This window comes from uncultured Azohydromonas sp. (assembly GCF_937926365.1).
In the GTDB taxonomy this organism is placed as follows: Bacteria; Pseudomonadota; Gammaproteobacteria; order Burkholderiales; family Burkholderiaceae_C; genus Azohydromonas.
The window spans coordinates 1-12,483 of the sequence record NZ_CALAOH010000187.1 but is presented as its reverse complement, the minus strand read 5'-3'; the positions used below and the strand labels follow the sequence as shown (position 1 = coordinate 12,483).

The 12,483-nt window shown below is 70.5% G+C and carries 9 protein-coding genes; 7 read left to right on the top strand and 2 right to left on the bottom strand.

All coding sequences use genetic code 11. The annotated features are described in order from the left end of the window. Positions 1–831, top strand: an 831-nt coding sequence (locus tag Q0741_RS20060; RefSeq protein ID WP_298234961.1) for an HAD-IC family P-type ATPase, incomplete at its 5' end; no start/stop codon positions are given. A 131-nt stretch (positions 832–962) separates the two neighbouring features. Here the strand turns inward: Q0741_RS20060 and Q0741_RS20055 are convergent. After that, positions 963–2,243, bottom strand: a complete 1,281-nt coding sequence (locus tag Q0741_RS20055) for a hypothetical protein (protein WP_298234960.1) — start codon at positions 2,241–2,243, stop codon at positions 963–965. Between the two features lie 856 nt (positions 2,244–3,099). Between Q0741_RS20055 and Q0741_RS20050 the strand changes: the two genes are divergently transcribed. After that, positions 3,100–4,239, top strand: a complete 1,140-nt coding sequence (locus tag Q0741_RS20050) for a branched-chain amino acid ABC transporter substrate-binding protein (protein ID WP_298234959.1) — start codon at positions 3,100–3,102, stop codon at positions 4,237–4,239. A 536-nt stretch (positions 4,240–4,775) separates the two neighbouring features. On the opposite strand, the gene Q0741_RS20045 is transcribed toward Q0741_RS20050, so the two are convergent. After that, on the bottom strand, positions 4,776–5,897 hold the full coding sequence (locus Q0741_RS20045) for a porin (protein ID WP_298234958.1): 1,122 nt from the start codon (positions 5,895–5,897) through the stop codon (positions 4,776–4,778). Positions 5,898–6,207: 310 nt separating this feature from the next. Between Q0741_RS20045 and Q0741_RS20040 the strand changes: the two genes are divergently transcribed. From Q0741_RS20040 to Q0741_RS20020, 5 genes are all read left to right on the top strand, one after another. After that, positions 6,208–7,017, top strand: a complete 810-nt coding sequence (locus Q0741_RS20040) for a crotonase/enoyl-CoA hydratase family protein (protein ID WP_298234957.1) — start codon at positions 6,208–6,210, stop codon at positions 7,015–7,017. Between the two features lie 41 nt (positions 7,018–7,058). Further along, the gene (locus Q0741_RS20035) at positions 7,059–8,915 is read left to right on the top strand and encodes a feruloyl-CoA synthase (RefSeq protein ID WP_298234956.1); all 1,857 of its coding nucleotides are present in this window, start codon (positions 7,059–7,061) and stop codon (positions 8,913–8,915) included. A gap of 255 nt (positions 8,916–9,170) precedes the next feature. Further along, the gene (locus Q0741_RS20030) at positions 9,171–9,938 is read left to right on the top strand and encodes an SDR family NAD(P)-dependent oxidoreductase (protein ID WP_298234955.1); all 768 of its coding nucleotides are present in this window, start codon (positions 9,171–9,173) and stop codon (positions 9,936–9,938) included. 79 nt (positions 9,939–10,017) lie between these two features. Continuing rightward, entirely contained in the window at positions 10,018–11,025 is a 1,008-nt protein-coding gene (locus tag Q0741_RS20025; RefSeq protein WP_298234954.1) for a Bug family tripartite tricarboxylate transporter substrate binding protein, read from the top strand. A 5-nt stretch (positions 11,026–11,030) separates the two neighbouring features. After that, positions 11,031–12,483 (top strand): acyl-CoA dehydrogenase family protein (locus Q0741_RS20020; protein ID WP_298234953.1); only part of this gene is annotated, 1,453 nt, incomplete at its 3' end.

Sequence of the window (12,483 nt, the reverse complement as noted above, 5' to 3'; positions counted from 1 at the left end):
GCCGCCGCGCGGGCCGGCGTGGAGCCTCCCGCCGCCGCGCAGGTGCGCGCCGTCGCCGGCCGCGGCATGGTGGCCCGGGTGGCGGAACGCGAGCTGCGGCTGGGCAGCCGCCGCTTCATGTTCGAGCTGGGCGTGGACACCGGCGCGCTGTTGGCGCGGGCACACGCGTTGGAGGCCGAGGGCCGCACCGTCTCCTGGCTCGCGGACGTGAGCGCGGTCCCGCGCCTGCTCGGCCTGCTGGCTTTCGGCGACCGGCCCAAGGTATCCGCTGCCGCGGCCGTGCGCTCGCTGCAGGCGCTGGGCGTGCGCGCCGTGCTGGTGACGGGCGACAACGCCGGCAGCGCGCGCGCCGTGGCGCGGGCGCTGGGCATCGTGGAGGTTCATGCCGAGGTGCTGCCCGAGGACAAGGCGGCGCTGGTGGGGCGGCTGCGGCAGGGGAGCGGACGGGTGGCGATGGTGGGCGACGGCATCAACGATGCACCGGCCCTGGCCGCCGCCGACGTGGGCATTGCGATGTCCACCGGCACCGACGTGGCGATGCACGCCGCCGGCATCACGCTCATGCGCGGCGACCCGGCCCTGGTCGCGGACGCGCTGGACATCTCGCGTCGCACCTATTCGAAGATCCGCCAGAACCTGTTCTGGGCCTTCATCTACAACGTGGTCGGCATCCCGCTGGCGGCGCTGGGCCTGCTGAACCCGGTCATCGCCGGCGCCGCCATGGCCTTCAGCAGCGTGAGCGTGGTCAGCAATGCATTGCTGTTGCGGCGGTGGACAGGGCACCCGGGGCCGCGCCAGGAACGCCAGGCTCTCGTTGCCGCCGAAGGTTGACGTGCCACGCGTCCCTACCTCGTCATGCCCGCGAAGGCGGGCCTGACCGGTCGGATGGGCCGCGCCCCGGCTGACGGGAGACGACGAATGGATGCACCGGGCCCCGGTGCACCGTCCCGGAACCCTGCGGCTCAGCGCAGCAGCGCCTGCACCTGACAGCTGACCGTGTTGGCCTTGTAGGGGTAGCTCAGGTCGGAGTCGGCGCTGCGCGTCTGGCGGCCGGCATTGCAGCCCAGCGAGACGTGGTTGGTGGCGGCCCAGTTCACGCCGATGCTGGCCAGGCGGGTCGTGTCGCTGCCGGTGCGGGTCTGCGGCGCCCCCGTGGCGCTGAGCACGGGGTTGACCAGCTTGCGGTCGCTGTAGCGGTAGCTCGCCGTGACATCGACCTTGGCGGTGGCGCTCCAGGTGCCTTCGAGGATCAGCGAGTTCGTCACGCGCGAGCCCGCAGCCGTCAGGTCGGTGCCGGTGGCCGGGATCAGGCGGTCCGTGTCGTCCGCATCGCGCACCAGCGAGGTGGTGAACATCAGCTTGCCCGTGGGCTGCCAGCGCCAGCGCAGCAGGCCGTTGACGCCGTTGAAATCGGGCCGCGAGCCCGCGTCGTAGCTTCGCTTCTCGTAGCCGATGCGGCCGTTGATGCTGCTGGCACCGCTGACCGTCCAGTCGCCCAGCAGGTCGATGCCGTGGCTCTTGTACTCGTCTTGCCCCACCCCGCCGCCGGGCAGGAAGGAGCTCGGGTACTTGCCCCGGGCCTCGGCCAGCGCCACGCCCAGCATCAGCCGGTCGCTGGGCCGCCAGCGCACGCCGGCGCGCAAGCCATGGCGGGTGTTGTTGCGGAACTGGAAGGCTGGCGCCGAGTAGTCGGTATCGCGGTAGGTGTAGGCGGCAAAGGGCTGCAGCGTGTTGGCCGCCGTGCCGTGCTGCGCGCTGAACTCGAAGGTGCGCTCCTTGAGGATGTTGCGCTGGCGCTGCACCGTGGGGTCACTGACGAAAGGCGTGCCGTAGCTGGCCAGCGCCTTCTCGGCGCCGAACTTCAGGTTCCCGGAGAACTGCCCGATCGTTTCCCAGTCCACGCCGGCGCTGAGGCCGTAGCCGTTGTTGTCCAGCTCGGACAGGTCCTGGAAGTCCTGCCTGCGCAGCGCCACGTCGGCAAACAGGCGCTGGCGGCCGATGGGCTGGTCCAGGCCGGCCAGGAGGCTGGCCGTGGTGTAGGAATCGCTCACCGGTCCCAGCACCTCGGGCAGGCGGTAGACGTTGGAGTCATGCGCCCGGGCCAGCGATGCGCCGAGGTACCAGGGCGAGGAGAGCGCCGAGTGCGGGCCGGCGGCGCTGGATTGCGCCTGGGCCGCCGAGGCGACCGAGAGCAGCGCAAAACCGGCCATGCGCAAATACGTCCCTTGCGAGGTGCGAGGCATCACGAATCTCCCTCTGTGGATGCTTGCGGCACGAACCTTCGATGGCGTGAGGCTCGGATGCCGCGTGACTTGAGTCGTCCGTCCGTGCCGACGGCGGTAGGGCCGATCGTAGAACACCCGCACGGGCTCACCGGCGGGGGTGTCGCTTTCACGCCGCGACGCGGCAGGCCCGGGATGCCTCGCCGGCGCTTGGCGCGTCGCGCCGCTCACGAACGGGAACACCGGCACGGCAGGGAGCGGCCGTGGCGCGGTGCGGGCCGGGTAACGATTCGTTGTCAACCGCAACGATTACTTCGCAACGGCCCGGTTCAACGGGCGCTTGGGACCGACGCCGGGCCGGCTTATCGGCGCAGGCCGGCGCCGGGCAGGTGCGGTGCGCTCCAGTCGCGCCGGTGCTCCGGCATGGCGCGTGCTGCGGCGCCCGGCCAGGATGAGGGCCGCATGGGCGGGCGGGCGGGGAGCGCCGCCTCCGGCTCTTTCTTTCCGCGCCCGTGATCCGCATCCAGCGGCCGGTAGAAGCGGGTGGGCAGTTGGCTGAGCTGGGCGGACGCCGCGATGGCTTCGGCCTGGGACTGGGGAGATAGGAGCTGCGCGAAAGGGTTCACAGGCTTGCCCTCGTAGATGCAACGTCTTGAATGTATCTACCGCAAGCAAATTTCCTCCGTGCGCACCCCGACTTGAAGGGGCGATGCAGGTGGTGCTGCAGCAAGGGCGCCGCCGACAGCTATCCAACGGGGCCGGCTGGGTCTTGATGGGAGCGACTTACACTTCCGCCCCCCGGGTTTCCCTCCCCGGTGTGATTCACACCCGCGGCGCTGACGCGCGCGCCTCGTCAATTCCCGCATTTGATTTCCCTATGAATTACGCACTGAAGCTTTCCGCCGTGGCCGCGCTGGCCTGTGTCGCCCAGGCCGCGCTGGCCCAGGAGCTGGTGGTGAAGATCGGCCATGTGGCCGCCATCAGCGGCCCTGCCGCCCACCTGGGCAAGGACAACGAGAACGGCGTGCGCATGGCGATCGACGAGCTCAACGCCAAGGGCGTGAGCATCGGCGGCAAGAAGGCCCGCTTCGAGCTGCTGGCCGAGGACGACGCCGGCGATCCCAAGCAGGGCACCGCCGCGGCGCAGAAGCTGGTGGACTCCAAGGTCAACGGCGTGGTGGGCCACCTCAACTCCGGCACGGCGATCCCGGCCTCCCGCATCTACAGCGACGCCGGCATTCCCCAGATCGCCCCGTCGGTGACCAACCCCCGCTACACCGCCCAGGGCTACAAGACCGCCTTCCGCGTGGTCGCCAACGACGCGCAGCTGGGCGGCACGCTGGGCCGCTACGCGGTGGAGCAGCTCAAGGCCAAGACCATCGTCGTGATCGACGACCGCACCGCCTACGGCCAGGGCGTGGCCAACGAGTTCGAGAAGAGCGCCAAGGCGGCCGGCGCCAAGATCGCCAAGCACGAGTTCACCAGCGACAAGGCCACCGACTTCACCGCCATCCTGACTTCCGTCAAGGCGGCCAAGCCGGACGTGGTCTTCTTCGGTGGCATGGACGCGGTGGGCGGCCCGATGCTGCGCCAGATGAAGCAGCTGGGCATCAACGCCAAGTTCATGGGCGGCGACGGCGTGTGCACCGCCGAGCTGCCCAAGCTGGCCGCCGGCTCGCTGGGCGACAACGTGGTGACCTGCGCCGTCGCCGGCGGCGTGGATGCCTCGCAGAAGGGGACCATGGACAAGTTCCGGGCCGACTTCAAGAAGAAGTTCGGCACCGAGGTGCAGATCTACGCGCCCTACACCTACGACGCCACGATGGTGATGGCCGAAGCCATGGTCAAGGCCGGCTCGGCCGACCCGGCCAAGTACCTGCCGGTGCTGGCGGGCATCTCCCACAAGGGCGTGACCGGCACCATCGCCTTCGACGCCAAGGGCGACATCAAGAACGGCGCGCTGACGCTCTACACCTACCGCGGCGGCCAGCGCGCCGAGCTGGGCGTGGTGCGCTGACGCCAGGACGGGGCCGCGCCGGCAAGCGCAGCGCGGTCCTTTCTGCGGTGGAAAGCGGCCTGCCGCCTTTGCCGCGTCAATGACACTTATGTCAACTGACGATGGCAGATCCGTAACGTCCCAACAGCCTGCGCCAGCACGCCGGCTCCACGCCAGTGGGGGCGTCCAGAGGGACCGCTGCCCTGTGCGTGAATCGGTACGACCCAACCCGCGCAGCGCCAAGCCGGTCGGGGTTCAGGCGTCGAAAGAACAACATACGCGATATATCCGACACTCCCGCATCGGCCAACTCCCCCGTTCCTGCCACGCCGGTATTTCCGGCTTTCCCTTGAACCCGGCTCCCAACACCTTCCATGGCGCACCCCAGGAAAAACGCCTCATGGGGACCGGGCGATCAAGCGAAGCGGAGAGCACTCAGAAGCAAGAGCGGGAACCGCGTATGTTGTATTGCGGTGCCTCCGCAGGACCGCTGGGCCGTGCGCGGCCCGCGCCGGGTGGGCGACGGCCCGGGTTGGCCTGGTCCGGCGTGTCCGCGTTCAGAACGAGTGGCGCATGCCCACCATGAAGGCGTTCTGCGAGCCGCCTGCCACCGGGTTGCTGCCGGGCTGGCCGGAGCTCACCGAGATGGCCAGCCGCGCGCCGTTGCTGATGTGCGCCGCTTGCACGTAGGCCATGGTGCGCTTGGAGAAGTTGTAGGAACCGCGCAGCGCGGTCAGCGTGGACTGGTCGCCGCCGTTCTTGAAGTCCAGGCGCTGGATCTGGCCGTCCAGAACGAAGGCCGGCGTGATGGTGTAGGCGCCGCCGATCCAGTACAGGTTGCTGCGCGCGCTCTGGCCGTTGGCCGCCGACAGCGGCGCCGCCGCGTCGTTGTCGCGCCGGATCACGCCGGCCATGAGCTTCACCGGGCCGAACTTGGCGTAGCCGTTGAGGTTGACGCGCTGGTCCTTGAGCGCGCTGCCGATCATTCCGGCGAATGCGCCCGCGCCGCCGCGGATTTCGTCCGCCGCCAGCGCCACGCCCCACGTCGGCGAGTCGTACTTGACCATGGCCGACCACTCGCGGCAGGCGCTCTTGTCCGCGGCGTTCTCGCCCGCGCAGTTGGTGCCCGCGGGGCTCGGACCGGCGTTGACCGTGTCGCGGCCCAGGCTGTAGCTCGCGCCCACCGACACGCCGCTGAAGCTGCCGCGGTAGACGATGGCGTTGTCGGCGCGCGCGTTGGGGATGTAGCTGTCGAGCGAGCCCAGGCCGTAGACGTTGGGGCCGAGCTGGTCTGCGTCCAGCAGCGACCAGAACAGCATCGTGTACTGCCGGCCCAGCGAGACCGTGCCCCAGCCGCCGGACAGGCCCACCAGCGCCTGGCGACCGAACAGCCGCCCGCCCTGCCCGGATGCGCCGGTGTCCGGCCCGAAGCCGGACTCCAGCGTGAACAGCGCGCGCAGCCCGCCGCCCAGGTCCTCGGTGCCGCGCAGACCCCATCGCGAAGGCAGCGTGCCCGAGATGTTGGGCATGCGCGTGAGGCTGTCGCCGCTGGCGCCGACGTTGGTGATGTGCTCCACGCCGGTGTCGAACAGGCCGTAGAGCTGCACGCTGGGTGCGGGAGCCTGCGCGTGGGCCACGCCGGCGGCCGCGAGGGCCGCGGCAATCAAGGTCTTCTTCATATTGATGTCTCCTCCTGAGGGATCGCGCCGGGCGGACGTCTTTCCCGGCGCGTGATGGCGGTGTCTGGTTGCGCAGGCAACGCACCGCTCGAGAGCGGTGGCCGTGTGCCCGTGGCGTGGTCCCTCACCACCGCCTTGGGCCACAACACTTAGTTAATGCTATTAAACGTCTCAGATGTTCAACATCGGGATTGCCCTGAGCTTCATCAGAGATGGTGCGATTTCCAAGGAGATACTCGGGAAAACACCATACGCACACCCACTCATTTTGCTTAATCTTATTAAGCATCAACGACGTACCCTTTCAACCATGCATCCAGCCTTCACTCCCGCCACCGGCCTGCTGGCCGAGCTCGACCTGCTGCGCGTCGAAGTGGCCGGCCCCGTGCTGCACCTGCGCTTGATGCGTCCGGCCAAGCGCAACGCCATCAGCGACCCGCTGATCCAGCAGTTGCACACCGCCTTCGTGAACCTGCCGAGCGAGACCCGCGCCGTGGTGGTCAGCGGCGAGGGCGAGCATTTCTGCGCCGGGCTGGACCTGTCGGAGCTGGTGGCGCGCGACATCGGCGACGGCGTGCTGCACTCGCGCATGTGGCATGCCGCCTTCGACGCGGTGCAGTTCGGCCGCGTGCCGGTGGTGGCGGCGCTGCACGGCGCGGTGGTGGGCGGCGGGCTGGAGCTGGCCTCGGCCTGCCACATCCGCGTGGCGGAAGACTCGGCCTACTTCGGGCTGCCCGAGGGGCAGCGCGGCATCTTCGTCGGCGGCGGCGGCTCGGTGCGCATCCCGCGCCTGATCGGCGTTGCGCGCATGACCGACCTGATGCTCACCGGCCGCGTGTACGACGCCGACGAGGCCTTCAACGCCGGCCTGGTGCAGTACCGCGTGCGCGACGGCGAGGCGCTGTCCAAGGCCGTGGCGCTGGCGCAGCGCATCGCCACCAACGCGCCCATGAGCAACTACGCCGTGATGCACGCCCTGCCGCGCATCGCCGACCAGGCGCAGTCCGAGGGCCTGTTCACCGAGAGCCTGATGGCCGCCGTGGCCGAGAGCACGCCCGACGCCCAGGAGCGGCTGCGCGCCTTCCTGGAAAAGCGTGCCGGCAAGGTCGTCAAGTCCTGAAGCCGCGCCGCCACCGTCAAGGACACGAGGAGACATCCCCCATGAGCATCCTGGCCAAGTACCGGGCAGCGCGGGTCGGCGGCTGCCTGGCCGCCACGATCGAGGAAAAGGCCGGTGGCGTGCTGGTCATGCGCTCCACCGAGCCGCTGCAGCCCTACCCGGCGCGGCTGACCGACCGCCTGGAGCGCTGGACCCGCGTGGCGCCTCACCGCACCTTCGTCGCCAAGCGCGACCCCGCCCTGGGCGGCGACTGGCGCCGCATCAGCTATGCGCAGATGCTGGAGCTGGCGCAGCGCGTGGGCCAGGCGCTGGCGACGCGGCCGCTGTCGGTGGACCGCCCCATCGCCATCCTGTCGGACAACGACCTGGAGCACTTCATCCTGGCGCTGGCCGCGCAATGGGTGGGCGTGCCCTACGTGCCCATCTCGCCGGCGTACTCGCTGGTGGCCACCGACTACGCCAAGCTGCGCCACATCTTCGGCGTCACGACGCCGGGCCTGGTGTTCGCGTCGGACGCGCGCTTCGCCAAGGCCATCGAGGCCGTGGCCGGCCCGGACGTCGAAGTGGTGCTGACCGAGGGCCGCCTGGAAAGCGGCCCCGTGACGCCCTTTTCCGCGCTCACCGCCACCGAGCCCGGCACGCGCGAGGAGCTGGCCCACGCCCAGGTCGGCCCGGACACGATCGTGAAATTCCTGTTCACCTCGGGCTCGACCAAGGCGCCCAAGGGCGTGGTCAACACCCAGCGCATGATGTGCGCCAACCTGCAGATGGCCACGCAGGCCTACCCGTTCCTGCAGGACGAGCCGCCGGTGCTGGTGGACTGGCTGCCCTGGAACCACACCTTCGGCGGCAACCACAACGTCGGCATCACGCTCTACCACGGCGGCACGCTCTACATCGACGACGGCCGCCCCACGCCGGCGGGCATGGCCGAGACGCTGCGCAACCTGCGCGAGATCTCGCCCACGATCTACTTCAACGTGCCGCGCGGCTTCGACGAGATCGCCACCGCGATGGACACCGACGAGCCACTGCGCAAGCGGTTGTTCGAGCGCGTGAGGATGTTCAAGTACGCCGGCGCCGTGCTGTCGCAGGCCACGCTGGACAAGCTGCACGCGCACGCGGAAGCGACCATCGGCGAGCGCATCCTCATGATCACGGGCCTCGGCATGACCGAGACCGCGCCGTCCTGCACCTTCGCGCTGAACAAGGAGCTGCAGACCGGCCACGTCGGCCTGCCCTGCCCCGGCGTGGAGGTGAAGCTGGTGCCGGTGGCGGACAAGGTGGAGATCCGCTTCCGCGGCCCCAACGTCATGCCCGGTTACTGGCGCAACCCGGAGCAGACGGCCGAGGCCTTCGACGACGAAGGTTTCTACTGCACCGGCGACGCCGTGAAGTTCGTCGATCCCACCGACCCGCAGAAGGGCCTGCTCTTCGACGGGCGCATCGCCGAGGACTTCAAGCTCAACACCGGCACCTTCGTCAGCGTCGGGCCGCTGCGCACCAAGGTGCTGCTGGCGGGCGCGCCCTGTGTGCAGGACGCGGTGGTGACGGGCCTCAACCGCGGCGAGGTCGGGCTGATGGTGTTCCCGCGGCTGGACGAGTGCCGGCGCCTGGCGGACCTGGCGCCGCGCACGCCCGCGCCCGAGGTGCTGCACCACCCGGCGGTGCGCGGGTTCTTCCAGCAGCTCGCGGACAAGCTCTGGGCCGAGGGCACGGGCAGCGCCAACCGCGTGGCCCGCCTGCACGTGCTGGCCGAGCCGCCCTCGCTGGACAAGGGCGAGGTCACGGACAAGGGCTCCATCAACCAGCGCGCCGTGCTCGCCAGCCGCGCGTCGCTGGTGGAGGCCATGTACGACGGCTCGGACCCGTGGCTGATCCTGCCGCGGCGGGGCTGAAGAACCTTCGTCATGCGCGCGATGGCGTACTGCTGTCCGGGGAAAGTTGTTGGTTGTCAGCCGTGAGCTGCGTTGTACCGATAACTACCTCGTCATTCCCGCGCAGGCGGGAACCCAGGCGGCCCCCAAGCCAGCCGCAAGCTGAATGGGCAGCGCACAGGAGGCTCTCGTGCCTTGATCGCTGCTGCGGCCGGTGCTTGAGCAACTGGCGCCACACAGCCCGAGCAGATTTGATTGGAACAAGGAAACACCCACATGGACATCCAAGGACAGGTTGCGTTGGTCAGCGGCGGCGGTTCGGGGCTGGGCGAGGCCACCGCGCGCGAGCTGGCGCGGCTGGGCGCGCGGGTGGCGGTGCTGGACGTCAACGAGGCCGGCGCCCGGCGCGTGGCGGCCGAGATCCACGGCCTGGCGCTGCACTGCGACATCACCGACGAAGCCAGCGTCACGAAGGCGCTGGCCATGGCCCATGAAACCTTCGGGCCGGCGCGCATCCTCATGAACGTGGCCGGCATCGGCGGCGCCAGGCGCGTGATCCAGCGCGACGGCTCGCCCGCGCCGCTGGCCGACTTCGAGCGCACGGTGCGCGTGAACCTCATCGGCACCTACAACGTCATCCGCCTCTTCGCCGCGCAGGCCGCGAAGCTGGAGCCGGCGAATGCGGCCGGCGAGCGTGGCGTGATCGTCAACACCGCCAGCGTCGCGGCCTTCGACGGCCAGGTGGGCCAGGAAGCCTATGCCGCCTCCAAGGGTGGCCTCACCGCCATGACGCTGCCGCTGGCGCGCGACCTGGCGCAGTGGGGCATCCGCGTGATGGCCATCGCGCCGGGCCTGTTCAGCACGCCGCTGCTGCAGGAGCTGCCGGCCGAGGTGCAGCAGTCGCTGGCGGCGGCGATTCCGTTTCCTAAGCAACTGGGCCAGCCGCGGGAGTTCGCGTTGCTGGCAACGCACATCGTCAGCAACGGCCACCTCAACGGCGAAGTCATCCGCATCGACGGCGCGCTGCGGCTCGCGCCGCGCTGACACCAAGCTCCTCCTCCACCAAAACCCATACCAACAGGCTGCTGCAGCAGCCGGCCACACCACTCAGGAGACCACCACCATGACGCTTGCTCGCAGACAGTTCCTTGCCGCCACCGGCGGCGCGTTCGCCACCTCCGGCCTGTTCACCGGCCTGGCCGGGCTGCCACGCCCGGCCTCGGCGCAGGCGCTGGTGGAGCAGACGCGCGTGCTGTGCGGCTTCCCGGCCGGCGGCACCACGGACGCCGTGTCGCGGCGCGTCGCGGAGAAGCTGCGCGGCAGCTTCGCCAGGATGGCATTGGTGGAGAACAAGCCCGGCGTGGGCGGGCGCCTGGCGGTGGAGGAGCTCAAGCGCAGCGCCCCGGACGGCAGCACGATGCTGATGACGCCGGCGGCCATGATCACGCTCTACCCGCACATCTATCGCAGCATCAACTACGGCATCGAGGACGTCACGCCCGTGTGCACCGGCGCCATCGTGCAGTTCGCGCTGGCGGTGGGCCCGGCGGTGCCGGAGTCGGTGAAAACACTCCAGGACTTCCTGGCCTGGTGCAAGGCCAATCCGGGCAAGGCCATGTACGGCACGCCGGGCGCGGGCTCGCCCAACCACCTGGTGGCGGCGCTGCTGTCCAAGGAGAGCGGTGTGGATCTCAACCATGTGCCCTACCGCGGCTCGGCCCCGGGCGTGACGGACCTGGTGGGCGGCCAGATTCCTGCCATGAGCTCGCCCATCGGCGACCACCTGCCTCACCTCAAGAGCGGCAAGGTGCGCGTGCTGGCCACCTCGGGCGCGCAGCGCTCGCGCTTCCTGCCCAACGTGCCCACCTATGCCGAGCAGGGCTTCAAGTCGCTGACCATGCAGGAGTGGTACGGCTTCTTCCTGCCGCCCAAGACGCCGGCGGACATCGTCAACCGCGCCGCCGCGGCCATCAAGGCGGGCGTGTCCACGCAGGACACCATCGACGCCTTCGCCCAGCTCGGCTTGGAGGCCTCGGCCAACACCCCGGCCGAGCTGCAGAAGATGGTGCGCGAGGAACACGCCGCCTGGGGGCCGATCGTCAAGAAGGTCGGCTTCACGCCGGAGGCCTGAGCGCCATGAGCCAGGACGCCCTGCGCGACACCCGCTTCGTACTGCAGCAGCTGCTGCAGGCCCCCGCCGTGCTGGCCGGCCTGCCGGCCTATGCCGAGGTCGATGCCGGGCTCATCGACCAGGTGGCCGAGGCCGCCCATGGCTTTGCCGACGGGTTGCTGGCACCGCTCAACGCCGCCGGCGACCGCGAGGGCTGCCGCCTGGTGGACGGCGAAGTGCGCGCGCCCACCGGCTTCGCCTGGGCCTGGAGCGAGTTCGTGGAGGGCGGCTGGCCGCTGCTGGCCTGCCATCCGGAGGACGGCGGCCAGGGCCTGCCGCACGTGGTGGACGCCGTGCTGCACGAGGCCATCAGCGCGGCCAACCCGGGCTGGGGCATGTACTTCGGCATCCTGCACGGCGGCTACGCCTGCCTGCGCGCGCACGGCAGCGACGACCTCAAGGCCCGCTACCTGGACGACCTCGCCAGTGGCAAGTCGCTGGTGACCATGGCGCTCACCGAGCCCCAGGCCGGCAGCGACCTCGGCGGCTGCCGCACCCGCGCCACGCCGCGCGGCGACGGCAGCGTGGCGGTAGAGGGCACCAAGATCTTCATCTCCGGCGGCGACCACGACCTCACGCGCCAGATCGTGCACCTGGTGCTGGCGCGGCTGCCCGACGCGCCGGCGGGCTCGCGCGGGCTGTCGCTGTTCCTGGTGCCCAAGTGGCTGCCCGACGGCGCGCGCAACGCGGTGGTGGTCGAGCGCCTGGAAGAGAAGATGGGCCTGCACGCCAGCCCCACCTGCGTGCTGCGCTTCGACGGCGCCACGGGCTGGCTGATCGGCGAGCCCGGGCGCGGCCTCAACGCCATGTTCGTGATGATGAATGCCGCGCGCATCAACGTCGGCCTGCAGGGCGTGGGCGCGGCGGCCGCCGCGCTGGCGCAGGCGCAGGACTACGCGGCCGAACGCATCCAGGGCGGCGCGCCGATCCTGCGCCACGCGCCCGTGCAGCGGCTGCTGGCCCACACGCGCGCCTGGACCGAGGGCGGGCGCATGCTGGCCCTCTGGACCGCGCTGCGCCTGGACGAGGCGCACGCGCACCCGGACACGGCCGAGCGCGAGCGCGCGCTGCGCGAGGCCTCGCTGCTCACGCCCATCGTCAAGGCGCTGCTCACGGCGCAGGGCTTCGACTCGGTCAGCGCCGCGCTGCAGGTCTTCGGCGGCCACGGCTACATCGGCGAATGGGGCATCGAGCAGCGGCTGCGCGACCTGCGCGTGTCGATGCTGTACGAGGGCACCAACGAGATCCAGGCGCTGGACCTGTGGCAGCGCAAGCTGCTGCCCGACCATGCGCAGGCCCTGGCGCGGCTGCTGGAGCGGCTGCTGGGCGGCGTGGACTCGCCCTGGACGGCGCCGGCCGCGCAGGCCGCCGAGCGGCTGCTGGCGGGGCTGCGCGGCGCGATGGATGCCGACACACCGG

Bases quoted from the DNA above. Each gene is read 5' to 3' on its own strand.
- Q0741_RS20055 (WP_298234960.1), bottom strand. From the start codon at position 2,243: ATGCCTCGCACCTCGCAAGGGACGTATTTGCGCATGGCCGGTTTTGCG.
- Q0741_RS20050 (WP_298234959.1), top strand. From the start codon at position 3,100: ATGAATTACGCACTGAAGCTTTCCGCCGTGGCCGCGCTGGCCTGTGTC.
- Q0741_RS20045 (WP_298234958.1), bottom strand. From the start codon at position 5,897: ATGAAGAAGACCTTGATTGCCGCGGCCCTCGCGGCCGCCGGCGTGGCC.
- Q0741_RS20040 (WP_298234957.1), top strand. From the start codon at position 6,208: ATGCATCCAGCCTTCACTCCCGCCACCGGCCTGCTGGCCGAGCTCGAC.
- Q0741_RS20035 (WP_298234956.1), top strand. From the start codon at position 7,059: ATGAGCATCCTGGCCAAGTACCGGGCAGCGCGGGTCGGCGGCTGCCTG.
- Q0741_RS20030 (WP_298234955.1), top strand. From the start codon at position 9,171: ATGGACATCCAAGGACAGGTTGCGTTGGTCAGCGGCGGCGGTTCGGGG.
- Q0741_RS20025 (WP_298234954.1), top strand. From the start codon at position 10,018: ATGACGCTTGCTCGCAGACAGTTCCTTGCCGCCACCGGCGGCGCGTTC.